Raw genomic sequence first — 26,884 nt, forward strand, 5'->3', positions numbered from 1 at the left:
GCCCGGCTAGCCGGGCGCTCGGCTTGACCAACAGGCGGAAGTTACTTCAGCACCTCGGTCGGCACGTCGTAGCGCTCCTGGTAATCGCGCACCCGCTCCCGCACTTCGTCGGCGTCCAGGCCGGTGTCGGACCAGGTGTAGCGCCCGCGCCCGCCGTCACCGGGGTGGGCGGCCAGGAAGTCACGCATCCTCTGTTCGGCCTCGGGCTTGAGCTCGCGGCCCAGCTTCTGATAAATGTCTCCGATCGTGCGCCACGGGTCCTTCACGAAATCCGTGAACTGAACGTCGATCATCCGGCCCTCGGGCACAACACCCTTGTCGCGCATCGCCATCCCGCGCTCGAGGCCGACGACGATTTCCTCATACGACTGCGCGGCGCACTCGGCGATGTTCGTTTCGTCGCTGCCCATCCGCCGCAGGTGATTGGTCAGCGCGGCGATCGACGAGATGACGTTGAGCGGGTCGCGGTGCGTCTGCACTACCAGCGCGTCGGGGTATTCGGCCATCAACTTGTCCAGCTGCCACAGGTGTGCCGGCGACTTCAGCAGCCACTGCCCGGATACTCCAGACTGTAGGTGCTGCAGGAAGATTCGATGGAAGCGGTAGGCTCCGGTGTGGTCCGCGTCGTACATCAGCCAATGGGCGTAGCTCGGCAGGCGGTACTGCACGGGGAAGATCATGCTGGTGAATTCGCTGGCCGTGATGCGCACACACTCCTGGCCGACGAGCGCACCCATCGGGTGAAACGCCAGGAACCCGGGGATGATCTGCTCGGACATCTCGATCGTGGCCTGCGTCTGCGCAATCCGCGGATCGGTTTGATACGTCTCGGGTTGGGGAACCGGACAGGGCGCGTCGACCTCCCACGTCAACGGTGCCCGCAGCTCGGGGTCCTGGGCCAGCAGGTCGTAGAGGATGGTGGTCCCGGTGCGGGGCTGGCCGACGATGAAGATCGGCGAAGTGATTGTCTCCGCGGCGATTTCGGGGTGCTCTTTGCGCCACGCGGTCACGCCCAGCCGGCTGGTCAGAGCGCGGATGATGTCCAGGTAGGCGACCTCCACGCCGATCGCCGACAATCGCGCCTCGTTGACCAGGCCGTCGGTGACACGCTCCAGCCCGGAGCGCCAACCCTGGTCACTAGAGGTGTCACCGAAGTCGTCACAGCCGGCCTGTTCGCAGGCGGCGGCTATCAGGTTGTCCGGGTCGAACCGCTGCTGCCACGTCATGGCTGCTCCGCGGCCTCACGTACCGACACCTTCACGTCGGGCGCGTTGGGGTTGTCCAGCCAGCGCAGGACAACGAAGCCGCGATGCCGGCCTCCGGTGTCGAGCCAATGCCCAAATCCTAAGTCCTGCGCGGAGATCGCGATACGCACCCGCCCGTCGGCATCCGGGCGCACCCCGCGATTCGTCACCGAACTGTGCCGGCGGCGCGGTTCGAAGCACTCGTGCCAAACACTTTCCAGCGTGACGTTCCAGTAGCGGGTATCGGGCGGCTCGATGTCGAGTACCAGCGCCTGGCCGGGGTCGAGCCGGAAGGTGCCCAGCATGTACAGGTTGTCCGGCGTCGTGTCGGCCGCACCCAGGTCGGCGGCCTCGGCGGTCAACAGTGTGTTCGGCTGCCGCAGCAGCTCCGGCTTGATCGTGCGGTGCAGCGTGGTCAGCTTCATCAGCGACCACGCCATCGCGGTGAACTGTTCGGCCAGTTCGTCATCGGACAGCACGCCCACCGGATCGGGGTCGAGCGCCTCGATGCGCATCGTGGCCGGTTCCTCGGCGTTGCGATCGGCGATGTACTCGCGGACCACGACCGACGACGCGTCATCCGGGATCTGTATCCACTGCGCACCCCCGAGGTCGGCCGGCTCGTCGGCGGACAGCACCAGTGCGAACTGGCCGGAGTTGAGCTCCAGGTTGGTGTCGCCGAGGTAGTTCGACATTCGCCTTGGGGTCAGGCCGGTGCCCGCCAGGACCTGGAAGCCGAGGTAGGTTGTCGTGCCGCGGGTACCGGTGATGCGATAGCGGCGATCGCCTCGGATCATCGCCAGGAAATAGTTGCCGTCGGGGTTGGGCCCGCCGATCATCCGGGTGTCCGAACACATATCGAAGAACGCCGGGCGTGCGGTGTCGGCCTCGACGGCCATCTGTGAACACAGCGACGACACCCGGGCGATCACCCGTAACCCCTCGAGAAGCTCGCGCTCGGTCTCGGCGTCCTCGGTCACGATGTTGGTGACGTCGGTGATCATCTGCTGAAAGAACTGCCACGCGGCACGCGCTTGCGGCGCGCTCTCGGTCGGCGACACTGCCGGATTTTGAGACATAGTCTCATGCTAGGGCTATGGTCAGCCTCCTGAACAGGATTCACGCGAATTGCGCGGCATGGCTCACCTGAAGTGCGACTTGTCGATTTGCGCGTGCACGCCGACCGTGCGGTCGACCACCTGAGAGACACAGAAGTCGGCCGCGGCGGACAGGTATGCGTATGCCGTGGCCCGATCCATCCCCCGGTCGGATTCGAGAAAGTCCAGGGCGTTGACGACCGCCCTGCGCATCGCCACGTTGAGATCACTGATCTGTCCGTTGACGCTGGCATCGGGATCGGACAGCCCGATGGGCACCCAGAGATCGGCGGTCTCGGCGAAGGGGTAGCGGTATGCCACCGAGGGTGCATCGCCGGTTTTCGGTTTGCACACCGTGAGCCGAAAGGTTCCTCGCAGCGATCCTTCCATCGCGGTGAGCGCGACCTCGCCACTGCCCATCGCGTGGTGGGGGTCACCGACGTAAAACAGTGCGCCTTCGGCGAACACAGGTAGGTAGAAAGTGGAACCCACGCCCAGCAACCGGATGTCGATGTTGCCGCCACCCAGGGTCGGCGGTATCGAGTTGGCGCTTGCCGCCGTCAGATCCGAGTCCTGAGAAAAGGCGACGCCCATCATGCCCATGAACGGGTTGAGCGGAAATCGCACCGACGCTTTCCCGTAGCGCATCACGCCACGGCCTTCCTCGATGGACGTGAACGTGAAGGAGTCGCCGTATTTCGTCGGGTCGGGGTTGGGTCGGTGATCGTCGCTGACCGGCGGCATCACTTCCGCGAGGGTGATTCCCGCGGGTGCCTTCCCGTCCGTCGTGCTGGCCAACGCGCCCTTGCCGTGCCGACTCGAGACGACGCCGTAAGGCACTCGCGGCGTCGCCTCCAGCGTCTCGATCTTGAGCACGTCTCCTGGCTGCGCTCCTTCGACGAACACCGGACCGGTCACCACGTGGGGACCGTCCTTGTCGAAATTCCTTGGTGTGCGCCGATATTCCGCAGCGATCGCGATGGCGTCGGTGAGAACCTCGGATTGGTGGACGCCCTTCGACCCGAAGTAGGCGACGGGATTACGTCCCTGATCCTCCAGGATGCCCTCGTGTGAGACGGCGTCGACTGTGAGCGTTTCCCCCGACTTCATCTGCAGCACCGGTTTGGCATGCACGTTGGGGACATAACCCCAGAGCACCTGGTCTGGCGTGGACTGCAGGTAGTGGTTGCCCCCGATATTGCCCTGGCCTGGCTGCAGAACCTGAGTGGCACTGAAAGTCGCCGCCACCGAACGGGTTCTGGTGCAACCGGCTGCGATGCCCGCTACGCCGACACCGGCACCGATTGCCGCGACTGCCCTGACGAAATCGCGTCGGCCAACACCGTCGACGATGGTGTCACGTGCACTCTGCATAAAGGTTTGATCCATCGCTTGGTCTCCAGGAATACGAGTTGGTCGACGTGTTCAACGGATCTTCGCAGCCAGAAATAATTGAGGTCCAATACGAATTCGTGATGAGGGCCATCGGCACCGATGATGCTGTTGCACAACAGCTTTGGATACAAAGCATAAATGCCATCGCCGTGTTCCAGACAAATTAATACTCGGTTACGATAATTTGGATCGGGCCGGATGCGGTGTGTGATGTGGGCCCGGACGGGCGAACCCGCAGCGCCGTCGGCGAAACGCCCGCCGCAGCCGACTGGAGCAACGACACGATTCACCCGGATATGGTGGGCGAATGTCTGCGACGTCTTCGTCGATGTCCCTCGCGGAGCAAAAGCGCACGGCGACACGACAGCGTATCGCCACGGCCGCCGCGCAGCTGGTGATCAGCCGCGGCCTGGCGGGGGCGACGGTAGACGACATCGCCGACACGGCCGAGATCGGACGGGCAACGTTCTTTCGCTATTTCAACTCCAAAGAAGACGCCGTCGCGGAGGGCATGAACACCCATTGGCTGGATCGGATCATCGCCGCGTTGGCTGTCCAACCCGCGGGGTTGGGCGCGGCGGAAGCTGTCATCGGCGCCTTCGGTGACCTCGGCAAGGGATTCGCCGAGATCGAGGACCAGGTGCGCGAGTTGGCCACCCTGACCCGCTCGTCGGAAACCCTGGAGGCATGGACGCATGGACGCATCTACGTGCGCTATGAATCGGCGATCGCCGACCTGATCGCGCCCCGGTTACCCCGGCTGGAACCCCACGACCCCAGGCCCCGACTGATCGGTGCGCTGGCGATGGCGGCCGTGCGCATCGCACTGGACGATTGGCTCAGCGACGGGGGATCGCTGCCCGAGCGGGTGCGCGACGGCCTGGCCGCCATCGCGATCGCTTAAAGCGACGAATTATCTTCCGTCGCTGGCCATTTGAGAATTCGGCGGGCTGTCCCACCAAGAATCCAGGTCTTCTCGTCCTGCGACAGCGACGAGGAGTCGCGGATGCTGAACAGGTTCTCGGCCCAGGTGGCGCGGTGCCGCGTCATTGTGTAGTCGCTGGCCCACATCACGCGCTCGGGTCCGAAAGCGTCGATCACGCGGCGCAGTTTCGGTTCGAGGTCGCCGAAGGGGTAGGGCTCGGTCGACAATAAGGACGGCGCGTGCGCCCATTTGTAGGCCACGTTGGCGTAGCCCGACATCGCCACCGCATCGTCGATGCCGGCTTGGCCGGGTGGCGCATCGAAAGCGGCGCCGCAGTGATCGATGACGAATTGCACGTCGGGAAAGCGCTCCACATATTGCGTCAGGTGCGTCACCTTGCCGGGACACGTGACGAACACCGGCAGGCTGTGCGAGCCCGCGGCTCTCAGTAACCGATCGTGGCCGCCCTGCTCGAACACCGCGGCCTCGGCCGGGGTGAAGATCGTGGTGCGCAGGGCCTTGAACCCGGGTGCGGCGGTCAGCGTTTCAATCCAGGATTCGATGCCCGGATCCCTCGGATCTGCTCGCATCAGGAACGCGAAACGCCCGGGATGGCGTATCGACGCAGCTTCGGCATTGGGCCCCACACAGCGAAAGGCGCCGCTGGCCAGTCGATAGCCCGGCTGCAATCCTTCGTCGGTGAACGTGTCGAACTCGTCGAACAGCACGCCCGCAATGCCCAGGGCGTCCATGATCGCGAGGGTGACCTCGGTGCCGAGCATGTTGGCATGGACCTGGGCGTCGACGATGTCCATCGGATCGCTCCTCTCCGGCGGTGCGCTCAGACCGGAGTATGCCAGCGCGGCGCTAGGTCGAGGAACGCACGATCAGGCGGGCGATATCGGTGGGCTCGCCGGCCGGCGGCGGGGGATATCCCAACCGTTCGAGGAGTGCGCCCAGCGCGAAGTCGGCGACGGCGCGCGGGTCGAACTGCACGGTGGTCAGCGGCGGGCTGCTCACCATACCCATCGGACTGGCGTCGACGCCGATGACGGCGAGATCGCTCGGGCAGCGCAGTCCCGCTTCATGAATGCCGTGCAAGACGAGGCAGGCGATTTCGTCGCTCTGCGCGCACACCGCAGTTACGCCGTCGCCCACCCAGCCCCTGACCACATCCGCGGCGTTGTCCACCGTCACCTCGGCGACGGCCACTCGCGGCAAGTCCCGCGACTTGGCCGCACGCAGCACGCCCTCGATCCAGTAGTCGCCGAGGGCCCGCCATCGCTGAATTGCGGTGTAGGCGAACGCGATCCTCCGGTGGCCACGCGACACCAGATGTTCGACGCGCATTTCACCAATGGCGAGGTGCGGATCGCCGAGTGCGGGCAACGTCCCCATCTCGATGTTGGGTATGCCGGCGGCTTTGACCGCGCGGGCCGCGGCAGCGCTGAGCGGGAACAGGCTGGTGACCGCAATCGGGTCGAGGTTCTCGATCGCATCGACGACGTGCTGATCGTCCTCGGTCTCGAAGATCTGCACCTGAAGCAGGCCCAGGCGCGCCAGCTCGGTGGTCATTCGGCTGCCGGCTTGCATCGGCATGTCGCCCACGGCTACATACGGCACGATGTAGAGCACCACGCCGCTCTTGCCCCGGGCCAGGTTGCGCGCGGCCAGGTTGGGCCGGTAGCCAAGGAGCTCGGCGGCGCGTTGTACCGCCTCGCGTGTTTGCGCCGAGATTCTGCGGCCCGCAGCATTGTTGAGGACATAGCTGACCGTCGCGGTCGACACGCTGGCCAACCGCGCCACGTCCGCGTTGGTGGGCCGCGCCACCTTGTTCGCGTTCGCCTCGGGCCCAGCCATGACCCATGGTGGCATGCGGTGACCAGCGGCAACCACGATCAGGCCATCCCAGGCCGCGTCGGGCGCTGTCAACAGATGGACTATTAGTCCGTCTGTGACCATCGGGTGAGCAAACGACTGCTTGTCCACGACCCGGCGGTATGTTACCGCCGTTAAGCCGGTTTACCACCCGGAGGCAGCAATACCGGGCGTTGACGATGTGACTGGGATCATTGTCTACTAGTCGCTGTATCCAAGGAGTGCGACATGAATAAAGACGACCTGATCCTGATCAGCGTGGATGACCATATCGCCGAGCCGGCGGACATGTTCGACGCGCATGTTCCGGCGAAGTACAAAGACCTCGCTCCGCGGGTGGTCATGGAGCCCGACGGCGTCCAGCAGTGGTACTACGGCGAGGTGCGCGGGCGAAACATGGGCCTGAACGCCGTCGCGGGCAAGCCCCGCGACATGTACAACATCGACGCCTCGCGCTACGACGAGATGCGGCCCGGTTGCTTCAACGTCGACGAGCGGGTCCGCGACATGAACGCCGGTGGGCAGCTGGCGGGGCTGAACTTCCCGAACTTCACCGGATTCTCCGGCCAGGTCCTCAACCAGGGCCCCGACCGCGACGTCAACCTGGTGATGATCAAGGCCTACAACGACTGGCACGTCGACGAATGGTGCGCGGCATACCCCGGGCGGTTCATCCCGTGCGGAATTCTCCCCTTGTATGACGTCGCCGAGTCGGCCAAGGAAGTCAAGCGCCTGGCGGACAAGGGATGTCACGCGGTGACGTTCTCGGAGAATCCAGAAGCGTTGCAAATGCCCAGCATTCACACCGAATACTGGTATCCGTTGTTCGAGGCTGTGTGCGAGAACAAAACGGTGCTGTGCACCCACGTCGGCTCCGCGTCCCGGTCCCCACAGGTGTCGACGGACGCGCCGCCCAGTGTCCAGATGACGGCATCCTCAATGATGAGCATGTTCACCTTCACCGAGCTGATCTGGGCCGAGTTCTGGGCTGACTTCCCGCAATTGAAATTCTCGCTCACCGAGGGTGACGTCGGTTGGATCCCATACTTCCTGTGGCGGGCCGAGCATGTCTACAACCGTCACTCGGGCTGGACACTGGCAAAGTTTCCGCCCGGTTACAGCGGGCCGATAGACGTGTTCAAGCGGCACTTCTACACCTGCTTCATCAGCGACAAAGTCGGCGTGCACAACATGGAATGGTTCAACGCGGACATGCTGTGCTGGGAATCCGACTTCCCGCATTCCGACAGCAACTGGCCGTTCGCGCCCGAAGACATCATCGAGACGATGGGTCACCTCGACGACGCGCTGATCAACAAGATCACGCACGAAAACGCCATGGCTGCTTATTCTTTCGATCCGTTCCGGTACATCCCGAAGGAGCACGCCCGGGCCGGCCAGCTGCGCGCACAGGCCACCGACGTCGACGTGGTCACCCATGTCGGGCGGCAGGCCAGCCAGCGTGACCGTGACGCGTGGACGCGGATGACGCAATTCGCGCTGCAGGCCCAGGCCTCGGCGCAGGTACCGGTGACGGCCGAGGCGTCCGGCATCGCGGGCCGCGCGACCACGCTGGGCAATTGAGCGTGGCGGCCCGGGCACCGTTCACCGATTGGCGGGTGCTGGAGCTGTCCAACGGGATCGCGGTCTCCTACTGCGCCAAGATGTTCGCCGACGCCGGCGCCGAGGTGGTGAAGATCGAATCCCCGCAGGGTGATTCGATGCGGAGATGGTCTGCCGGCGGACCACCGGGGGCATTGTTCGGCTACCTGGCCGCGGGCAAGAAATCGGTGGTGCGCCGCGACGACGCCGAGATCACCGGACTCTTGGCCGGGGCCGACGTCGTGCTCACCGACCTGACCGACGGCTGGGCGCTCGACGACATCACCGCGCACACCGGCTCTTCGGCGGTGGTCGTCGCGGTGACGCCGTTCGGAACGACGGGCCCCTACGTCGACGACCAACTAGTCGCCAACGAGTTCATCCTGCAAGCGCTGTGCGGCTCGACCTCCGGTAGAGGCTGGCCGGGCGACGAACCGGTACAGGCGGGCGGACGGCTCGGGGAGTGGCTGGCGGCCTCGTTCGCCGCTCCGGTCGCCGCCGCCGCGGCCCGTCACGCCGCGCGGGGTGGTGGCGGTGAAGTCATCGACGTCTCGACGTACGAGGCGATGGCGATCGCGATGGGCGGGCTGTCGGCCATGTCGGCCAGCGTCTTGGGCGCGGATTCCCTGCTGCACCAACGCAGTCTGGAACTGCCGTCGATCGTTCCCACGGCCGACGGCAATGTCGGGTTCTGCACGATCACCGCCCAGCAGTTCCAGGATTTCTTGATCATGATCGACCGCGCTGATCTGGTCGACGACGCCGAGCTGGCATCGTTCGTCGGTCGAGTCGAGCGCCGCGACGAGTTCCTGGGCATGGTGACCGACTGGACTCAGACTCGGACCACGCAGGAGATCGTCGACCTCGCGGTGGCGTTCCGTATCCCGGTGGCGCCCATCGGTACTCCCGCCACGCTCTCGACCGTCGACCACTTCGTCGAGCGGGGCGTGTTCGTCGAATCCGAGTCCGGGGTGCTGCAGCCGCGGGTGCCGTACCGCAGCGACGTCATCGCGACGCGGGCACCCGGGCGAGCCCCGCTGCTGGGCGCCGACAACGGCCGCGTGCACTGGCCGCCGCGGCCCGGCCGGCCGAAAGCCGATCATCCTGATGCACTTCCGCTGTCCGACATCCGGATTACCGACTTCACCGCATTCTGGGCCGGGCCGGTGGCCACCCAATTCCTCGGCTCCCTGGGCGCCGACGTGATCAAACTCGAGGGCGTTCGCCGCCCCGACGGCATGCGGTTCTCCGCGGGCCGCCCACCCGATTGGAACCAGTGGTGGGAATGGGGTCCGGTCTTCCTGTGCAGCAACAACAATAAGCGCGGTATCAGTGTCGAGCTCAGCACCGACGCCGGTCGCGAGCTGGCGTTGCAGCTGATCGCGGCAAGTGATCTGGTGATCGAGAACTTCTCCCCGAGGGTGATGGAGAACTTCGGGCTGCAATGGGACGCGGTCCGGGCTGCCAATCCGCGCGCCGTGATGGTACGGATGCCGGCATTCGGTCTCGACGGTCCATGGCGCGACCGCGTCGGGTTCGCGCAGACGATGGAACAGGCGACCGGAATGGCGTGGATGACGGGGCATGCCGACGGGCCGCCGGTGATTCCCCGCGGGGTATGCGATCCGATAGCCGGGTTGCATGCGGCCTTTGCGGCCGTCGCGGCCCTGGTGATCCGTGACCGGGACGGGATCGGCATGCATGTCGAGTCCACGATGGCGGAGTCGGCGCTCAACGTCGCGGCCGAGATGCTGCTCGAATACTCGCGCAACGGCATTCAGATGCGCCGGGCGGGAAACCGGGGTCCCGGCGCGACTCCGCAAGGTGTGTACCGCGCTCAGGGCGACGACGAATGGGTAGCGCTCGCCGCGATGACCGATGCCGCGCGCGCCGCGCTGGCCACGCTGATCGACCGGCCCGATCTCGGAACGGATGAGGCCGGTTGGCGGGAGCGGGCCGACGAGATCGACAAGCTGCTCTCGGATTGGACGGCGCGCCACCAGGTGGACAGTGCGGTCGGCACGCTGCGGGCAGCGGGGGTGCCTGCGGCACGGGTAACGGAGGCCGCCGCGCTGCTGAACGACCCGCAACTGGTTGCGCGGGGGTTCTGGGAAACGGTCGATCACCCCGTGGCCGGCTCGTTCCGTTGTGTAGGAATGCCCTTCGTGCTCATCGGAAAACCGAGGCGCTGGATTCGCCGCTGTTCACCGTTGTACGGGCAGCACACCACCGAGGTGCTGACCGGTGTGCTGGGGAACAGCGAAGAAGATGTGGCGCAACTGCGTGCGGCGGGCGCGATCAGCACCCGGCCGGCGGGTTTGTGACATGGCCGTCACGCTGTGCGTGCCGCCGCGGGCCGGGGAGCTCTGCGCGCCAGTGCGCTTCCTGGTGCGTCAGGATTCCGTTGTGATGGAACTGACTGCGCGGCACCGGATCACCAGCGTGGAGTGGGATGAGCAGGAGGGCGCGGTGGCCATGATCGTCGAGATCACCGATCCGCAAACCGCGCGACCGGTCGACGTGCGAATCGACGTCGTGGAAAAGGGCGGGACCGCCAGCCCCCCGGGGGTCGACGCCCGCACCCGGACGATCGGCACGGTGCTGCGCGGCGGACGGCAATACCAGGTCCTGGGAACCTATCTCGGGGTAGTAGCGGATGAGAACTGAAGGGCCGTAACGGATGGAACAACGGTGAGTGCGACGAAGCGCACCGCGGCGATCGTCGGGGTGCACAACACCCGGCAGGGACGACGGCTGGACGGCGAAACGTCGCGCGGGCTGGCGATCAAGGCGATTCTCGGTGCACTCGAGGATGCCGGCCTGAGCCTCGACGACGTGGACGGCATCAGTGCAAGCCCGCACTCGACCTCGTTGATCTACGACCTGCGGATCGGCCCGGCATGGCAGGGCTTGGCCTTCGGGGTCGGCATGATCACCGAGGCGGTCACCGCGATCGAGCACGGCATGGCCGACGTCGTGGTCCTGGTCGCCGCCCAGGCCGGCGAATACCGCGACCACGAGGCGACGGCGCCATGGACCAGGCCGGAGAACGAGTTCGTCGCGCCGTGGGGCATGTTCACCACTGCCGAGTTCGCGCTGATCGCCCGGCGGCACATGCACGTCTACGGCACCACTCGCGAGCAGTTGTCGATCGTGGCGTCGACAATCCGTAACAACGGGTCGCAGAACCCCGAAGCTGTTTATTACCAACGCGGTCCGTTCACCCCGGACGACATCACGGCATCCCGGCCGATCGCGGACCCGTTTCACCTGCTCGATTGCGCCACCACCTCCGAAGGCGGCTGCGCGCTGGTGGTGGCGAACATCGACAAGTTCGATGTGGCGAGCCGGCCGATCTACGTGCTGGGCAGCGGCGCGGACTTTCACGGGCCGTCGTATCAGCATCCACCGGCCTGGGACCTCGCCGGGCGGCGCGGTGACCACGCCCGGTACGTCAATGGCGTCGTCGGGCGACGGGCGGCCGAATGCGCGTTCCGCCACGCCGGACTTCGGCCCGACGACGTCGACGTGCTGGAACTCTACGATCCTTTCTCGTTCGAAATCATCCGTCAGCTCGAGGCTTTCGGCTTCTGCGGCGACGGCGAAGGCGGACCCTTCGTCGCCGACGGCCACATCGCCATCGACGGCAGTCATCCGATCACCACCGATGGAGGAACCATGTCCTTCAGCCATGCCGGAGCCAATCCGCAAATGATGCAACGCGCCATCCGCGCCGTGCAGCAACTGCGCGGCGAGGCCGGTGCGCTCCAGGTGCCCGCCGCGCATGTCGCGTTTTGCAGCAACGGCGGGGCGGGCGCCTTGTTCACCACCGTGCTGATCGTCGGAGACGAGCCACGATGACCGAGCTGCAACCCCAGTCCGGGCCGCTGCCGCACGCAAGCAGCCACCTGAGCGTGCCGTTCTGGCAGGGCTGTCAATCGCGGGAACTGCGCTATCAGCGCTGTCAGGCGTGCGGCCAGGCCAACTTCCCCCCGACCGAACACTGCCGCCAATGTCTCTCGAGCGAATTGCACTGGGCAACCAGCGCCGGCTGCGGCGAAATCTACAGCTGGACAGTGGTTTCCCGCCCCGTCACGCCCGAGTTCGAACCGCCTTACGCGCCGGCGATCATCACCCTCGACGAGGGCTATCAGATGCTTACCAACCTCGTCGGGGTTTCACCCGACGAGCTGGCGATCGGTATGCGCGTGCGGGTGGACTTCCAGGTCGTTGACCCGGACTTGACGCTGCCCTACTTCACCAGCCAGAAGTAGCCAGTCGTGAGTCCCCGGCGCAGCACCGATGGCCTACCGGTAACGGCCTACCTGGTGCTGGGCGTGCTGGCGGCAAACGACGAACAACTGACCGCCGGTGAGATCAAGATGCGAGCCGAGCTGACGGTGGGCCACTTCTATTGGTCGCCTTCGGTCAGTCACGTGCGACGCGAACTGAATCGGCTGCTGGAGTGGGGGATGGTCAAAGAGATCGCCGCCCAATCCGGCAAGCGTGCGATCACGTTGTACGAGACCACCGCTTCCGGGCTCGATGCTCTTCGCCGTTGGGTCCAGCACTTTCCGGGCGAAGATCAGGTGGTTATCAAGCACCCGGTCATCTTGCGGACCTGGCTGGCGCGGGGCGAGGATCCCGAGCGAGTCGTCGACACGCTGGACCGGCACCTGGAAGCCACCCGGGCCCGCCTCGACGAGGCACTGTGGTCGCGACAGCGTTCCCGCGAACTCGGCATCACCGACGACCCGGACCAGCGCTTCTCGTTTGCCGTGCTGGACTACGCCATTCGCGGGTTGTATGCGGAGATCTCCAATATCGCCCAGCTGCGCGACGAGATCGCCAGCGGTACAGGCAGAGATCCGGTTAAGCGGGTGCCACGGGCGAAGGGGCAGATCCGCCGCCGGGCACCAAGGAACTAGCCGCGTCCCGGTAGGCCGTGCCGCGCGGTTCGCGTACCCACAGGGTTTCGTCCGCGCCGATCGACGTTCCCTGGGTGATCAATTGGCGTTTGAGAACCTTGTGCGTGGCGGTGCTGGGCAGGTCGGTGGCGATCCGCACATAGCGTGGCCGCGCCTTGGGGGACAGGTCGGGTTGCTGGTCCAGGAAGGTTTCGAACTCCTTGGGCTTAAGCGTCCGGCCCTCATTCAGCACCACGGCGGCCATCACCTGATCGCCGACACGCCCATCCGGCACGGCGTACACCGCGGCCCGGTTGATCGCGTTGTGGCGCAGCAGAATTCGCTCGATCGGGGCGGCGGCCATGTTCTCGCCGTCGACGCGCATCCAGTCCGCGGTGCGGCCGGCGAGGTAGATCCATCCGTCGGCGTCGCGGTAGGCGAGGTCCCCGGACCAGTACATGCCGTGGCGCATCCGTTCGGCGTTGGCGTCGGGGTCGTTGTAGTAACCGGTGAAGAAACCCGATCCCGCAGTGTTGACCAGCTCGCCCACCGCCTCGTCGGCATTGGCGAGCGCGCCGCTGGCGTCGAAGCGCGCTATCGCACATTCGGTGACGGTGTCACTGTTGTAGATCGCGATCCCGTCGATGCCCTTGCCGATCGAGCCCTTCGGCGTGCCTTCTTCGCGAATCACGATGACCGCGTTCTCGGTCGAGCCGAAGCCGTCCTCGACCTGAACCCCGAAGCGCCGGCCGAATTCTTCGATGTCCTTGTCGTTGGCCTCGTTGCCGAACGCCACCCGCAGCGGGTTGTCCGCGTCGTCGTCACGCTCGGGCGTGGCCAGGATGTAGGCCAGCGGCTTGCCGACGTAGTTCATGTAGGTCGCACCATGGTGGCGAACGTCGTCGAGGAAGCTGGTCGCCGAAAACTTCGCCGGCACGATCGCGGCGCCGGAACAGACCGCGGGCGCCCAGCCGGCGACGACCGCGTTGGAGTGGAACAACGGCATGGACACATAGCAGGTGTCCTGTTCGGTGAGGCCGAACCGCTGGACCAGATTGGTGCCGGCGAACATCGCCATCAGGTGAGACACCTGAACTGCCTTGGGATTTCCGCTCGTGCCCGAGGTGAAGATCATCATGAACGGGTCCGTCGCGGCGACTTCCCGGCACGGAACGAGTTCGCCTGCGGCACCGATGAATTCGGTCCATTGCGGCGTCGAGATGTCGAAGATCCGCGTATTCCCGAGTTCCAAGCCGTCCAGCAGCGGCCGATGTTCGGCGTCGGTCACGACGAACTGGCAGTCGGCCCGCCGGATGTCGGCGGCCAGCGCCGCACCGCGCCGGGTGTTGTTCAGTCCGCACAGCACGTAGCCGCCCAGCCCGGCGGCCGCCATCTGGTTGACCATCTCGGGGGTGTTGCCCAGCAGCGCACCGACGTGCAGTGGCCGCTGGGGGTCGGCGGCACCGATCAGGGCCGCGGCCCGCGCGGTGGCCTGCGCCAGGTGCTCGCTCCAACTCCATTGCAGATCGCGGTGTTTCACGGCGATATTCGGATCCGAGAGGCGGCGGCGCAGGAATGCCTGCATGGTGTCGTCAGCCATCGAGATTCACCTTCACCTTACGAGACGAGACGGTCCGTCTTATATTAGCCGGTCGATCTCGGCGATCACCGCCGCGGCTTATCCGCCCACCATCATCAGGCCGCCGTCGACGGCGAGTAGCTGCCCGGTGATGAAGCCCGACCCCGGGCCGGCCAGGAAAACCAGCATCGGGCCGAGGTCGCGCGCCGGATCTCCCAAGGTCCCACCGAGCGGAATCATCATCTGCATCTGCTGGTCGATCAGCGCGGCGGCGTCTGGACCGAGGAATTCGCGCAGCCGGTCGGCACCCGCCGTCTGCACCGCGGGCGCCAGCGAGTTGACGGTGATGTTGTCGGAGGCCCAGGCCTTGGCCGCTGATCGTGTCCAGGCCTGCACGGCTCCCTTGGTCGCGGCGTAGACGGCCGAAATCGGGCTGCCCATAATGGCTTCGGAGGATCCGAAGTTGATGATTCTGCCGCCCTTGGGACGCTGCTCTTTCATCACGGCATACGCCGCCTGATTGGTGAGGATGGTCGCCTTGACGTTGGTGTCCAACAGGAACGAAATGTCGTCGGCGCCGACGTAGCCGGGTATTCCCGCTTGCCAGAGTCCGGCGGCATTGACGAGGACATCGAGGCCGCCCAGCTGCTCGGCGGATTGTTGGACCATCGCCGAGACGGCGTCGGCGTCGCGCACATCGCACTGCATCCAGTTGGCGGCGAGGCCCTCGGGCGGCGGCGTCTGGTGATAGGTCGCGGCGACGTCACCCCCCGCCGCGGTGAGAACTTCGACGGCGGCCGCACCGATTCCGGTCGCCCCGCCGGTCACCAGGATTCGTCGGCCGTTGAGCACCTGTGTCGACTCTGACATGGGCGAAACGCTATACGGCCAGGGTAACGGCCCCCACACCGCCTTACCTGACAGCGCCGTGGCGGGCGTCAGTCCTTCTTCAGCTCCTCGGCGAGCATCACGATGATGCCGCTGGGGCCGCGCAGGTACGTCAGCTTGTAGGTGTCCTCATATGTCGCGACGCCGCGCAGTGGGTGGCATCCGTGCCGGGCGGCTACCTGAAGGGCGTGGTCGATGTCGTCGACGGAGAAGGCGACGCGGTGCATACCAATCTCGTTGGGAAGCGTGGGCTTCGAGTCGATCGCTGTTGGGTGGACGTACTCGAACAGCTCAAGGCGACCTCGACCGTCTGGTGTCTGGAGCAAAGCAATGTTGGCGTGGTTGCCGTCGAGGCCGACGGCGGTGTCTGCCCACTCACCGCTGACCGTGTCACGGCCCACGACCGTGAGACCGAGATCGGTGAAGAAGGAGATCGTTGCTTCCAGGTCGCGAACGGCGATGCCGACGTTCTCAAGTTTGATAGCCATGCGTTGCACGCTACGAGAACCTGCGTGCGGGCCGCGGGGCCCCTAGGCGCGCACCGCGATCGTCGACAACAGATCGGCGAGCCGGTCCGGTTGGTCCACCATCGAGAACGTCCGGGCGCCATCGATGACCTCGAACCGGGCGTTCGGGATGACGGCAGCCAGCTTTTCGCCGTCTGCGAGTTCGAAGAACGTGTCGTCGCCCGACCATGCGATCAGTGTGGGCTTGTCGAATTCCGGTAACCGGGCCGCGACGCCCGTGGTCACCTCGGTGCGCAGCGAGAGCGAAAACTGGCGCAGGTCTTCGACGATGCCGGGATCGGATAGCCCTGGGCGCACCCAGATCTCGGTGAGATCATCGATGTTGCGATGCGCCAGGCCGTCAAACGCGCGCTTGCGCGCCGCCGGGACCCGCATCGCCTGGGCCACCGCTTTGAAGGTCGTCTTCGACTTGGCCGCCAAGATCACCGGCTTGAGGATCGGCGGCGGAAAGTGTTCGAACGCATCACAACTCGTCAGCACCAGCGCACCGAGTCGCTCCGGGTAGTGCACCGCGACGAGTTGCGTCACAACTCCGCCGGTGTCGTTGCCGACCAGCACCACGTCTTCGAGGTCGAGGGCGGCCAGCACGTCGGCGACCATGCGGGCCACACCATAGATAGTCCGGTCGGCCCCCGGGCGCAGCGGTTCCGAATGCGCGCCGAGCGGCCAGGTCGGGGCGATGCACCGCAGCCCGCGCGCGGCGAGCTTCTCGCTAACCCTGCGCCAGAGTTCTCGGCCCATCATGTAGCCGTGTACAAAGACGACTGGCCTGCCGTTTTCGGGTCCGGTTGCTTCGTAATGGATGGTCCCGGCACTAATGTCGATCGTCGACATGGATAACTCCTACTCAGCGATGGGCATTTACAAACAGGCTGTCTGTTCGTAAGTTACCAACAGGTTGTATGGAAAGCAAGAGACGGACTCAGGAGGAGCGCTCCGCGGCGACCCGCGAGGCGCTGATCTCGGCTGCCCGCCGGCTGTGGGGCGAGCGGGGCTACGCCGACGTGGGCACGCCGGAGATCGCCGCGACCGCCGGTGTCACCCGCGGCGCGATGTATCACCAATTCGCCGACAAGGCAGCACTATTCGCAGAAGTCGTCGAAGTGGTGGAACAGGACGTGATGGCCCGGATGGCCACCATCGTGGCCACGTCCGGTGCGACGACACCGGCCGACGCGATCCGCGCCGCCGTCGATGCCTGGCTGGAGGTGTCCGGCGATCCCGAGGTCCGGCAGCTGATCCTGCTGGACGCGCCCAGCGTGCTGGGCTGGGCGGGATTCCGCGACGTGGCTCAGCGATACAGCCTGGGGATGACCGAACAGATGCTGGCCGAGGCCATCAAGGCGGGCCAGCTGGCGCGCCAGCCGACCCGGCCGTTGGCGCACGTGCTGATCGGCGCGCTCGACGAGGCAGCGATGGCCATCGCCACGTCCGACGACCCCAAGCGCGCCCGGCGCGAAACCCGCCAAGTTCTACACCGATTGATCGACGGGATGCTGCACGACCCGACGCGGTGACGAGTGTTCAGCGGTGGCTCTGGGTGAAGAACTGCCAGATGGTGCCGGTGGCGTCGAGTGCGGTGGACGGTGCCGGAATGCCACCGACCCGCTCGGCGAGTGGACTCGGCTCGCCGCCGGGCCACTGATGTCCCGCGCCGGCCACCGAGATCAACTCCACGGTCCGCCCGTCCGCGCATCCGGCCGTTTGAGTCGTCACGTCCCCGGCCGTCGTCGACGTCGGCGCGCCGCAGCCGTCGATGGCACGCCAGGTGGCATTGACCGCCTCCGCCGAAGGTCCGTCCACTCGTGGAATTCCGCTGGCGCCAAATGCTTTGCCTGGCCCACCGTTGTACGGCACCCGGTCGTCGGCCGTGCCGTGAATCTGCAGCACCGCCGTCGGTCGGGCCGCGCCACAGTCCGTCAGCAGGGTCCCCGCGACGGGAGCGATCGCGGCGAAGGTGTCGGTCTGACAACCCAGCCGCAGCGCCATCATCGCCCCGTTCGACATTCCGGTGACGTAGACGCGGGCGCGATCGATCGGGATCTCTTGCGCGATGGCTGCGACCATCGCGGTGAGGAATGCGACGTCGTCGACGTTGTCGCGCTGTGGCTGGCCACAGCAAGTGCCGGCATTCCAGGCCCGGTTGAGACCGTCGGGGTAGGCGACCAGGAAATGCCCACCGTTGGCCGCGTCGTCCCAGTGGTAGGAGCGCTCGGCCTGCGCGCCGTTGCCGAAGCCGCCGTGCAGCATCACCACCAGCGGAACCGCTTCGGTCAGGCCTTGCGGCCGATAGAGATGGAAGGTCCTGCTCACCCCGCCCGACTCGATACTCTGCGTGGATTGCCCGACCGGGACCGACTGAGAACCCGGTGTTCCCAACGCATGCCCGCCGCCCACACAGCCGCCGAGCACGACGATCAAAGTCGCGAGAACGCACACCCGCAGCGCGCGGAGGTAGCCGGATTGCATGACGCCATCGTGGCACCCGCGGCAGAATTTGACAAGCAACTTGTCAATCCGGCCACGAATGGCACACTCCTTGTCATGCGACGTGTTGTGGAGGGCGAATGGCAACCGACCGTTCCGGCGCTGGTCAATCTGGTTGCGGCATCGGGCGCACCGCAATTGCGAGCGGCTTTCGCCGCGGCCGGGCTGGACGGGATCCGGCCCGCGCAAGCGATCGCCTTGGTACCACTGGCGCTGGGCGGACTCCATGCGTCGGCCTTGGCCGAGCGGCTCAGGGTGAGCCGGCAGGCGGTGGCCCAGGCGGTAGCTGCCCTGGAGCGGCACGGATACGTCACCCGGGTACCGGACCCGGCCGACGCGCGCGCCCGAACAATCGAGCTGACCCCACGCGGTCGACAGGCTCTTCAGGTAATGCGCTCCCACGCAATCGAATTGGAGCGGCGATGGCAACAGGTGCTGGGTAAGCAGCGGCTGGGCGAATTTCGCGAGACGTTGGTGATGCTGTTGACGGCGGAATCCGGCTCGAACTGACGGCCGGTGAACTCCTGCCGTCGGGCCGCGCGGCCGTCATACTGTCGAATCGGGGCCCGTTCAACGAGAGGGCGGCGGTTGTGATAACTCGTGATGTCAACGTGGGCGCCGTCGCCGATTTGGCGCTTTCTCCACCACGCGCCGCATTGGCCGCCGTCGACGACGGTGAGATCCTTTTGCTTCCGGTGCACGTCACTCTCGAGGAGCCGCCCGATCCAGCGTCATCGACGCGCATCGTGCAGCTGCCCGCCGGCAGCGCAGACCTCACCGATCGGCCCGTCGTGGTGGTCGCCGACGACGGGCCCCAATGGTTTCGACTGCGCTCGCTCACGATCAGAGGGACAGCCCGGGCCTTAGGCAATGACACCTATCGGGTCACCCCTGATCGGATCGTCGCGTGGGATTACGGCGCGCTTCGCGAGGTACCGGATCGGCCCGCAACCCCGGATCGGCAACCCGCAGCGGTTTCGGCCGCAGCCGAACAGGAGGACGGCCCCGCTCTGGACTCCCCGAAACTCCAAGCGGCGGTGGATAAATCGCGGGTCATGGTGCTGGCAACCCGATCACGCAAGGGCACGGCGTTCGCGGTACCGCTCTGGTTCGTTCCCCATCAAGGTCGGCTTTATGCGACAACCTCGGCGTCGTCCTGGACCGTGCGCAATCTGGCTGCTACGTCCCGGGTGGCCCTCTTACTCGGTGGCGAAGGCGGTGACAAAGGCAGTCGTCTTCTGGTGCACGGAAGCGCTCGAGCGGTCCTCGCCATGCCACCGCCGGAGGTGCTCGCCCGGATCGCCTGGCGCTACTATCTGCGACCGCGATTCGCGGCGGTCGAGCTCAGTCACATCGGGCTGTGGCTGCTGCGAATGCGGTATTACGGCCAGTCGCGGCCGGCATACATCGTGATCACGCCCCAGACCGCGACCGAACACGGATTGCCGCAGGCCCAGGTTTAGAGATGAAAACCTTTGTCCGGCAGGCTGTTCCACGATGAGGTGGGGGGTTGCTTCGGCTATCGGGCTGGTCGGCTATGACGTGTTGATCCGGCCGACGCAGTTGGACTGGGGCGCTACAGCTTCCGAGCGGCTGATGCGATTGCCCGGCGATGACATCGTCGGGGACGTCATGAGCCATCACACCAAGGCCGTGACGATCAATGCTGCGCCGGCGCAGATCTGGCCGTGGCTGGTGCAGATCGGTGATTACCGAGCGGGCTTCTACAGCTACGACTGGGTAGAGCGTTGGGTGTTCGCCGGCACCGTGCATTACATCGAAGGGCGCCGTTCCGCGACCCGCATCCACCCCGAACTCCAGGACCTGCGTGTCGGCGACCGGATCGACACCGGGTCGATCGGATCGGTACGGATCGGCAGTGTCGTGACGGTTCTCGAGCCCCAGCGTGCTCTGGTCATCGGAACCTGGGCGTTCGTCCTCGTGCCGATGAGTGACAACCGCACCCGCCTGCTGGTTCGCGAGCGGGACACCGGATGGTTGCGATTGCTGGCCCCGCGAGGCTCCGGGCTGCTTCGCGCATTCGGCGCGGTCATCGATTACACGGTGGGGGAGCCGCTGCATTTCGCGATGGTCCGCAAGATGATGTTGGGCATCAAGCGACGCGCCGAGTCCGCCGCGGTGCCCAGTGTCCCTCGGGAAAAGGACAAGTGACCCTAGGCCCCGGGCCCCGGCCGAATCGACAATCGCACCATGTCAACCATGGGCGCCGAACGCATGCTGATCGAATCGGCGGTTCCGGCTTTCGACGCGATGCTCGATGAGCACGTTGTCGTAGCCGCTGACCCGGCGACCACTTACCGGGCCGCGAGAGGCCTGGACCTGCTCACCGTGCGCACGCCGCTGCTGGCGGCATCGATGTGGCTCCGGAACCTACCGGCCCGCCTGTCGGGTCGGGCCGTGCCCACGCCACCACGCCTGGTGCTTGGTGAGAACGAACTGCCCGGCTGGCTGGTGCTGGGCGACCGGCCGAACCGCGAATTCGCGTTCGGCGCGATCGGAAAATTCTGGCAGCCGGTGATCGAATGGCGCGACGTCACGCCGGCAGATTTCACCACCTTCGCCGAACCCGGGTGGGCAAAAATCGGGGCTAACTTCTCGGTGGCAGCCTACGGGGACAGCCACTCCCTACTCAGCTACCAATGCCGCACTGCCACAACCGATCCCGCTGCACGCCGGAACTTCCTGCGGTACTGGTGGCTGATCCGGCCCTTCGCCGCGCACATCATGCGCGCCACCCTTAAGACGATCAGGGCTAACGCTGAGGCAGCGGCCAGATCGGCTGGCGACCACCCACCCGCGGTGACCTCAGGAGTCGAAGGGCGCCATCCGCACCGCTAGCGGCAATCCGCAGCGGACCAGGAGCCCAAAGCGTCCGCGCGGCACCGCCGCTGCCTCGGCGCGCATCATGCCCACGAGCTCGCGTTTGAAATCGCCTCGCGGGTAGCGTCGCAACACCTCGGCAACGTTGCCCGGGGCGATCTCCCAGATGCGCAGTCCGGCGCCGTCGACCATCGCGCCCCACTGCAGGTAACAGCCCATCGCGCCGTCGACCTCGACCGTGATGCCCGGTGTCGTATGCACACAGATGCCGTCGGCCAGCAGGTCCGCGCGCTGGTCATCCACTGCTGCCGCCTGGGCGCAGGCGAACATCCGTTCTGCGCTTCCGAGCGTGAAATCGCGCTCCGGCGTCGGCTTTACGATGCCGTAGTCGTGCAGGAGCGCCCCGCAGTAGAAGAGTTCGTCGTCGAGCTCGCAGCCGTCGACCGCCGCGAGGGCATGCCCGAACAGCCAGGTGCGGTAGGAGTGACCCAGCAGCGTCGGCGGCAATTCCGCGCACGCCTGTTCGGCCTCGCGCGCGAACCTGGAGTCCGGTACCCGCAGTGTGTTCAGATCGACGCGCGCGGCCGCCTCCGGAATTCGCCCCAGCGCCAGCTTGACCCGGCCCACCGCGTTGGTCCATTGGCCCGCCGCGGTAGCGAGCAGCAGACGCCGTCGCTGTGCTCCAGACAGCCGCCCGCCGGTGCGACGCGCCCAGCCGAGCCCGCCAAGCCGCTGCGGATCAGGCATGGTCGCGGCCAATTTCGTTGTCGCTAAGGTGTTCTCAAGAACACGTCGTTGAGCGTGACGGTACGCAAGTTTCGATCACGGATCGTGTCGATGAGTTGCGGATACACATGCGTGACCGGCAGGTGGTTGAGGTGACCGATCACAATGGACTGCGGGACGAAGTACTCGTCGATCATCTTGAGGATGTACTCCTCGGTGATCAGTGTGGAGTCCGACAAGGATCCTGACCAAAGGGTCGGCACGGTGTAACCGAGCTCGTTCGCCACGGCGTCGACGGCGGCGTTGTGTTTGCCATACGGCGGCCGGTAATACGGTTTCGCCCCGACGCCGTAGGTCTTCTTTAAGAACTCGTCATTGCGCTTGAGCTCTTCTTCGATCTTGCTCTGCGGCACGGTCGTCAAGTCCGGGTGCGACCAGGTGTGGTTGCCGAGCTGGATCTGCCCGGACTCCACCAGCGGTCGCAGCAGATCCAGGTTGTCGGTCCACGAGTTGTAGATCCCATTGACGAAAAACGTCATTCGCACGCCGGTGTCCTTGGCGAGCTGCGTGTAGGCGCGCACCACGTCGCTGTTCACCCCATCATCGAGGGTCAACGCGAGCAGGTCGCCGTCGCCGGGAAGCTTCATCAGTGCGCCGCCACCCGGTAGCGGGATCCGCGCACTCAGCGGCGGTGGCGGCAACAAGCCCGCCGGTGATGGCGCCGCGGGTCCCGGGGTCGGCATCGAATCCAGGGGCACCTGAGCAAAGGTTCGCGGTTGCGGATCGACGATCAGCCGTGCCGCACCGACGGCCGCGACCGTAGCTGCGGCGAGCGAGCCGAGGAAACGGCGACGCTTCATCTCCGATTCGTTTGCGGTGCTGTGGCGACGAGGCGACCGGGCGTACCGGTCCCCTCTCCTGCCAAACTCCGCATCCACAGCAGCGAACCGTACCACTACCAGCCCAAATATGTCCGTTTCGGGGCGGGAGGGTCAGCTGTGAATTCCCGGGGAAAACGGCGTAGAGCTGCGAAGGTCACGGGTTGGTGACGACGCGCTGTGGGATCAGTTCGGCTGCCCGCTGCCACGCTGCGGTAACGGCACCGGTTCGACATTCGGGGTGCCCAGCGTCGAGGCCAGCCAGGGCAACGATGCCTCGAACGCCTCCGCGGCGAATGGCCAGTCGTGTTTGCCTGGTTGGGTCACCACCGCGCAGTTGATGCCGTTTGCCTCGGCGATCGTGCACAGCGCGTGGGCGGCCGCGTCCTGTCCCTCCGGATTGGCCGCGGCGGTACTCACCAGGGCGGGGTTGGCGCCATGCGCGACGCCGTGCCCACCGGGTGGCGCGGGGATGTCGAACCATCCCGACAGTCCGGTGTAGTGGCCGTGCCGGGTCATCACGGTGAGCGGGTCGTAGTCGGCCCAGGCGGCCGGGTTGCCGCCGAACAACTCGGCGATGGTTTGTTCCTTGCTGCCGATGTTGGGCCGGAAGTCACCGGCGATGTCCACGAAGGCGCTGAACAATTCCGGATGCATGACGGCCAGGGTGACGGCGCAGGTCCCGCCCATCGACCACCCGGCGACGCCCCAGTTCGCCCGGTCGGCGCTGACGCCGAAGTTCGACACCATGAATGGCACCACATCTTTGGTCAGATGATCGGCGGCGTTGCCGCGGCTTCCGTTGACGCATTCGGTGTCGTTGTCGAACGCGCCGGTGGGGTCGGGAAACACGAAGACCGGGGCGAAACCGTGGTGGCGGGCGGCGAAGCCGTCGATGGCGGTGAAGGCACCGCCGGGCCCCAGCCAGTCGCGAGGCAGATTGAACGCCGAGCCGAGCATCATGACCGTCGGTAGCCGGGGCGGCGGGTTGGTGTTGAACCAGGCCGGAGGCAGGTACACGAGTTCCTGGCGGTGCGGGAAGTGCGATGCGTTGGAGTCGATGTTGACCGGCACGACGACACCCTTGTCCGGCTTGGTTCCGGCGACTTGCATCGCGGTGACCTGCAGCCGGTCGATCTGATCAGGAAGCGGCTCGGACGTCAGCTGGTTCCACGCGGCGAGCACGGTGGGGAAATAGCCAACCCAGAGGTTCAAGGACATGCCCGCGCACAACACACACAGCGGGACCGACAGGAACGCGAGTCCGCGTCGCCACCAGCGGGCGCCCTTCCAGCCCAGCACCAACACCGCGGCGGTCAATCCGCTCAGCGCGATCCACAGCCACAGGGACTTGGGTGCCGGGTCACCGGCCACCCCGAGCGATGCGATGTACCAGTAGGCCAGCGCGGCGACCGCGGCCGCGACGACCAGTGCCACGGGCAGCGCGCGGCGAAGCCAGCTCGGCCTGCGCCAGTCGATCACGATCAGCGCCACCAGCAGCGCAAATACTTGCGTCGCGAGGGGCAGCCAGCCGTGCAGCAACGACAGTTGTCCGAGGAATTGGGGCAAACGTGCAGACCTTAAAGCTATGGAACCCGGTAGGCCAGACCAACTATCCCATATCGCCCGGACGGATCGCGCTCGTGAAGGAGCGCAGTCGCAGGCTGTTACCGACGACAAAGACGCTGGAAAAGGCCATCGCGGCGCCCGCGAGCATCGGGTTGAGCAGGCCCAGCGCGGCCAGCGGGATCGCGGCCGCGTTGTAGCCGAAGGCCCAGAACAGGTTCATCTTGATCGTGGCCAGCGTCTTGCGGGAGAGCCGGATCGCGTCGACGGCCGCACACAGGTCGCCGCGGACCAAGGTCAGGTCGGCGGCCTCGATCGCCACGTCGGTGCCGGTGCCCATGGCGATGCCCAGATCGGCGGAGGCCAGGGCCGCGGCGTCGTTGACCCCGTCGCCGACCATCGCGACGACCTTGCCGTCGGACTGCAGACGCTGCACCACGGCGACTTTGTCGGCGGGCAGCACCTCGGCGATGACGTGCGCGATCCGCAGCTCTCCGGCGATCCGGTCGGCCACGATCTGGTTGTCCCCGGTCAGCAGGACCGGTGTCAGTCCGAGTCGCTTGAACTGCCGGATGGCCTCGGCGCTGGTGGGCTTGACGGTGTCGGCGATCACCAGGATGCCGCGGGCGCTGCCGTCCCAGCCCACGGCGACGGCGGTCTTGCCTTCGCTCTCGGCGCGAAGTTTGGCCTCGCAAAGGGTGGGGGTCAGGCCCGCGTCGAGGTACTGCCCCCAATCGGCCAGCAGGCTTTCGCGGCCGACGACGACGGCATGACCGTCGACGGTGCCTTGTACGCCTTTGCCTTGCACGTTCGTGAAACCCTCGGGCGCCGGCAGCGAGCCCAGTTCCGCGGCGGCGGCCTTGGCGATCGCTTGGGCGACCGGGTGTTCGGAGGCGTTCTCGAGCGCTCCCGCCCAGCGCAGCACCGCGGCCCGGTCGGTGCCGGGCGCCGCGATGACGTCGACGAGCGTCATTTTGCCGGTGGTCACGGTGCCGGTCTTGTCGAGAACGATGGTGTCGACCTTGCGGGTGGACTCCAGCACCTCGGGCCCCTTGATCAGCACGCCGAGTTGGGCCGCGCGACCCGTGCCGACCAACAGCGCGGTCGGCGTGGCCAGGCCCAGTGCGCATGGGCAGGCGATGATCAGCACCGCGACCGCGGCCGTGAACGCCGCGGCGACCGGGAATCCGGCGACCAGCCACCCCACCAGGGTGACGACGGCGATCGCGATGACGATCGGCACGAAGACCGCGGACACGCGGTCCGCGAGTCGCTGGACCTTGGCCTTGCCCGATTGCGCGTTCTCAACCAGCCTGGCCATCTGCGCGAGCTGGGTGTCGGCGCCGACCCGGGTGGCGCGCACGACGAGGCGCCCGCCGGCGTTGACGGTGGCGCCGGTGACGACGTCGCCCTCGCCCACCTCGATCGGCACCGACTCGCCGGTCAGCATGGAGGCGTCGACGGCTGACGATCCGGAGACGACGACCCCGTCGGTCGCGATCTTCTCGCCGGGACGCACGACGAACTCGTCGCCGACCTTGAGCTGCTCGACGGGGATGCGGATCTCGATGCCCGCACCGTCGGGGCGCAGAAAATCGGGACGCAGCACCGCGACGTCCTTGGCGCCGAGCTCCACCAGGGCGCGCAGCGCCGCGCCGGCCCGCCGCTTGGACCGGGTCTCGAAGTAGCGGCCGGCCAGAACGAACAGCGTCACACCCGCGGCCACTTCGAGATAGATGTCGCCGGCGCCGACACTCGGCGTCACGGTCAGCGAGAAGCCGTGATGCAGATGGCGGTGGCCGGCCGTCCCGAAGAACAGGGCATACACCGACCACAGGAACGCCGACAGGGTCCCGATCGACACCAGCGTGTCCATCGTCGCCGCGCCGTGCTTGAGGTTCGTCCAAGCGGCGGCATGAAACGGCCAACCCGCCCACAGCACGACCGGCGCGGCCAGGGCCAGCGATGCCCACTGCCAGTTGCGGAACTCCCATGCCGGGATCATCGCCATCGCGATCACCGGGGTGGCCAGCACGATCGCGGCGATCAGGCGGTTACGCAGCGAAGCCAGCTCGTGGTCGTCACCGGCGGCCTCCGCATGCGATTGCGGCATGACGGCGCTATAGCCGGCCTTTTCGACCTCGACAACCAGCGACTGAGGGTCGTATCCGGCCGGCACGGTGACCGAGGCTCGTTCCAGGGCGAAATTCACGGTCGCCGTCACGCCGTCGAGTTTGTTCAGCGCCTTTTCCAGCCGGGCCGCGCAGGAGGCACACGTCATCCCGGCGATGTCCAACTCCAGGTTGCTGACCGCGCTTGTGGTCATGACGCTCCTTCCCTGTAC

The 26,884-nt window shown here is 66.3% G+C and carries 27 protein-coding genes; 12 read left to right on the top strand and 15 right to left on the bottom strand.

Translation table 11 applies throughout. From position 1 onward, the window contains the following. Positions 1–41 precede the first annotated feature (41 nt). The 4 genes from AC5Y5O_RS06050 to AC5Y5O_RS06065 form a co-directional block, all read right to left on the bottom strand. A complete protein-coding gene (locus tag AC5Y5O_RS06050; protein WP_096283489.1) occupies positions 42–1,226 on the bottom strand; it encodes a sulfotransferase family protein in 1,185 nt (394 codons plus the stop codon). Next, positions 1,223–2,323, bottom strand: a complete 1,101-nt coding sequence (locus AC5Y5O_RS06055; RefSeq protein WP_243393723.1) for a DUF1214 domain-containing protein — start codon at positions 2,321–2,323, stop codon at positions 1,223–1,225. Before AC5Y5O_RS06055 ends, AC5Y5O_RS06050 begins: the two co-directional genes overlap by 4 nt. 63 nt (positions 2,324–2,386) lie before the next feature. Next, positions 2,387–3,730: an acetamidase/formamidase family protein gene (locus AC5Y5O_RS06060; protein ID WP_500024234.1), complete on the bottom strand. Its 1,344-nt coding sequence runs from the start codon at positions 3,728–3,730 to the stop codon at positions 2,387–2,389. Beyond that, positions 3,625–4,026 carry a hypothetical protein gene (locus AC5Y5O_RS06065; RefSeq protein WP_500024467.1) on the bottom strand — a complete coding sequence of 134 codons (402 nt, stop codon included), beginning with the start codon at positions 4,024–4,026 and terminating at the stop codon, positions 3,625–3,627. The genes AC5Y5O_RS06060 and AC5Y5O_RS06065 overlap by 106 nt, the downstream gene beginning before the upstream one ends. 17 nt (positions 4,027–4,043) lie before the next feature. On the opposite strand from AC5Y5O_RS06065, the gene AC5Y5O_RS06070 reads away from it, so the two are divergent. Beyond that, positions 4,044–4,640: a TetR family transcriptional regulator gene (locus AC5Y5O_RS06070; RefSeq protein WP_096283493.1), complete on the top strand. Its 597-nt coding sequence runs from the start codon at positions 4,044–4,046 to the stop codon at positions 4,638–4,640. Here AC5Y5O_RS06070 and AC5Y5O_RS06075 read toward each other — a convergent pair. Next, positions 4,637–5,476, bottom strand: a complete 840-nt coding sequence (locus AC5Y5O_RS06075) for an amidohydrolase family protein (RefSeq protein WP_096283495.1) — start codon at positions 5,474–5,476, stop codon at positions 4,637–4,639. The genes AC5Y5O_RS06070 and AC5Y5O_RS06075 overlap by 4 nt on opposite strands. A gap of 52 nt (positions 5,477–5,528) precedes the next feature. Further along, positions 5,529–6,521, bottom strand: a complete 993-nt coding sequence (locus AC5Y5O_RS06080) for a LacI family DNA-binding transcriptional regulator (protein WP_096283497.1) — start codon at positions 6,519–6,521, stop codon at positions 5,529–5,531. 246 nt (positions 6,522–6,767) lie between these two features. Between AC5Y5O_RS06080 and AC5Y5O_RS06085 the strand changes: the two genes are divergently transcribed. The 6 genes from AC5Y5O_RS06085 to AC5Y5O_RS06110 are packed head-to-tail and all read left to right on the top strand — an operon-like array spanning position 6,768 to position 13,069. Then, complete coding sequence (locus tag AC5Y5O_RS06085) at positions 6,768–8,123, top strand: amidohydrolase family protein (protein ID WP_096283499.1); 1,356 nt, start codon at positions 6,768–6,770, stop codon at positions 8,121–8,123. A gap of 2 nt (positions 8,124–8,125) precedes the next feature. After that, complete coding sequence (locus AC5Y5O_RS06090; RefSeq protein WP_500024440.1) at positions 8,126–10,465, top strand: CaiB/BaiF CoA-transferase family protein; 2,340 nt, start codon at positions 8,126–8,128, stop codon at positions 10,463–10,465. Position 10,466: 1 nt separating this feature from the next. Further along, the gene (locus tag AC5Y5O_RS06095) at positions 10,467–10,808 is read left to right on the top strand and encodes a hypothetical protein (protein ID WP_096283503.1); all 342 of its coding nucleotides are present in this window, start codon (positions 10,467–10,469) and stop codon (positions 10,806–10,808) included. 24 nt (positions 10,809–10,832) lie between these two features. Further along, positions 10,833–12,002, top strand: coding sequence for a thiolase family protein (locus tag AC5Y5O_RS06100; RefSeq protein ID WP_096283505.1), 1,170 nt, complete (start codon positions 10,833–10,835; stop codon positions 12,000–12,002). Continuing rightward, on the top strand, positions 11,999–12,415 hold the full coding sequence (locus AC5Y5O_RS06105; RefSeq protein WP_096283507.1) for a Zn-ribbon domain-containing OB-fold protein: 417 nt from the start codon (positions 11,999–12,001) through the stop codon (positions 12,413–12,415). Before AC5Y5O_RS06100 ends, AC5Y5O_RS06105 begins: the two co-directional genes overlap by 4 nt. A gap of 6 nt (positions 12,416–12,421) precedes the next feature. Beyond that, positions 12,422–13,069: a MarR family transcriptional regulator gene (locus AC5Y5O_RS06110; protein WP_500024238.1), complete on the top strand. Its 648-nt coding sequence runs from the start codon at positions 12,422–12,424 to the stop codon at positions 13,067–13,069. On the opposite strand, the gene fadD1 is transcribed toward AC5Y5O_RS06110, so the two are convergent. The 4 genes from fadD1 to AC5Y5O_RS06130 all read right to left on the bottom strand — a co-directional run bounded on the left by fadD1 (position 13,014) and on the right by AC5Y5O_RS06130 (position 16,876). Continuing rightward, positions 13,014–14,648 carry a fatty-acid--CoA ligase FadD1 gene (gene fadD1 / locus AC5Y5O_RS06115; RefSeq protein ID WP_096283511.1) on the bottom strand — a complete coding sequence of 545 codons (1,635 nt, stop codon included), beginning with the start codon at positions 14,646–14,648 and terminating at the stop codon, positions 13,014–13,016. The genes AC5Y5O_RS06110 and fadD1 overlap by 56 nt on opposite strands. Before the next feature lie 78 nt (positions 14,649–14,726). Further along, entirely contained in the window at positions 14,727–15,497 is a 771-nt protein-coding gene (locus AC5Y5O_RS06120) for an SDR family NAD(P)-dependent oxidoreductase (RefSeq protein WP_096283513.1), read from the bottom strand. A gap of 68 nt (positions 15,498–15,565) precedes the next feature. Further along, positions 15,566–16,003 carry a VOC family protein gene (locus AC5Y5O_RS06125; RefSeq protein ID WP_096283515.1) on the bottom strand — a complete coding sequence of 146 codons (438 nt, stop codon included), beginning with the start codon at positions 16,001–16,003 and terminating at the stop codon, positions 15,566–15,568. 42 nt (positions 16,004–16,045) lie between these two features. Beyond that, positions 16,046–16,876 (bottom strand): alpha/beta fold hydrolase, encoded by an 831-nt coding sequence (locus AC5Y5O_RS06130; RefSeq protein WP_096283517.1) that lies wholly within the window; start codon positions 16,874–16,876, stop codon positions 16,046–16,048. Positions 16,877–16,944: 68 nt separating this feature from the next. Here AC5Y5O_RS06130 and AC5Y5O_RS06135 point away from each other — a divergent pair, with 68 nt between their 5' ends. Next, complete coding sequence (locus tag AC5Y5O_RS06135) at positions 16,945–17,559, top strand: TetR/AcrR family transcriptional regulator (protein WP_096283519.1); 615 nt, start codon at positions 16,945–16,947, stop codon at positions 17,557–17,559. A 7-nt stretch (positions 17,560–17,566) separates the two neighbouring features. On the opposite strand, the gene AC5Y5O_RS06140 is transcribed toward AC5Y5O_RS06135, so the two are convergent. Then, entirely contained in the window at positions 17,567–18,511 is a 945-nt protein-coding gene (locus tag AC5Y5O_RS06140) for a CE1 family esterase (RefSeq protein ID WP_096283521.1), read from the bottom strand. A 75-nt stretch (positions 18,512–18,586) separates the two neighbouring features. On the opposite strand from AC5Y5O_RS06140, the gene AC5Y5O_RS06145 reads away from it, so the two are divergent. The 4 genes from AC5Y5O_RS06145 (at position 18,587) to AC5Y5O_RS06160 (ending at position 21,388) form a co-directional block, all read left to right on the top strand. Next, positions 18,587–19,039, top strand: coding sequence for a MarR family winged helix-turn-helix transcriptional regulator (locus AC5Y5O_RS06145; RefSeq protein ID WP_096283523.1), 453 nt, complete (start codon positions 18,587–18,589; stop codon positions 19,037–19,039). 80 nt (positions 19,040–19,119) lie between these two features. Further along, on the top strand, positions 19,120–19,992 hold the full coding sequence (locus AC5Y5O_RS06150; protein WP_133160810.1) for a pyridoxamine 5'-phosphate oxidase family protein: 873 nt from the start codon (positions 19,120–19,122) through the stop codon (positions 19,990–19,992). A 34-nt stretch (positions 19,993–20,026) separates the two neighbouring features. Beyond that, the gene (locus AC5Y5O_RS06155) at positions 20,027–20,701 is read left to right on the top strand and encodes an SRPBCC family protein (protein ID WP_096283527.1); all 675 of its coding nucleotides are present in this window, start codon (positions 20,027–20,029) and stop codon (positions 20,699–20,701) included. Positions 20,702–20,740: 39 nt separating this feature from the next. Continuing rightward, the gene (locus AC5Y5O_RS06160; protein ID WP_500024244.1) at positions 20,741–21,388 is read left to right on the top strand and encodes a hypothetical protein; all 648 of its coding nucleotides are present in this window, start codon (positions 20,741–20,743) and stop codon (positions 21,386–21,388) included. On the opposite strand, the gene AC5Y5O_RS06165 is transcribed toward AC5Y5O_RS06160, so the two are convergent. From AC5Y5O_RS06165 to AC5Y5O_RS06180, 4 genes are all read right to left on the bottom strand, one after another. Next, complete coding sequence (locus AC5Y5O_RS06165; protein WP_096283531.1) at positions 21,356–22,117, bottom strand: HD domain-containing protein; 762 nt, start codon at positions 22,115–22,117, stop codon at positions 21,356–21,358. The two genes, AC5Y5O_RS06160 and AC5Y5O_RS06165, sit on opposite strands and share 33 nt — an antisense overlap. A 23-nt stretch (positions 22,118–22,140) precedes the next feature. Then, complete coding sequence (locus tag AC5Y5O_RS06170; protein WP_096283533.1) at positions 22,141–22,956, bottom strand: polysaccharide deacetylase family protein; 816 nt, start codon at positions 22,954–22,956, stop codon at positions 22,141–22,143. 204 nt (positions 22,957–23,160) lie between these two features. Continuing rightward, the gene (locus AC5Y5O_RS06175) at positions 23,161–24,543 is read right to left on the bottom strand and encodes an alpha/beta hydrolase (RefSeq protein WP_096283535.1); all 1,383 of its coding nucleotides are present in this window, start codon (positions 24,541–24,543) and stop codon (positions 23,161–23,163) included. A gap of 43 nt (positions 24,544–24,586) precedes the next feature. Next, entirely contained in the window at positions 24,587–26,866 is a 2,280-nt protein-coding gene (locus AC5Y5O_RS06180) for a heavy metal translocating P-type ATPase (protein ID WP_096283537.1), read from the bottom strand. Positions 26,867–26,884: the final 18 nt, after the last annotated feature.

It is taken from the genome of Mycobacterium sp. NGS40 (genome assembly GCF_059812735.1).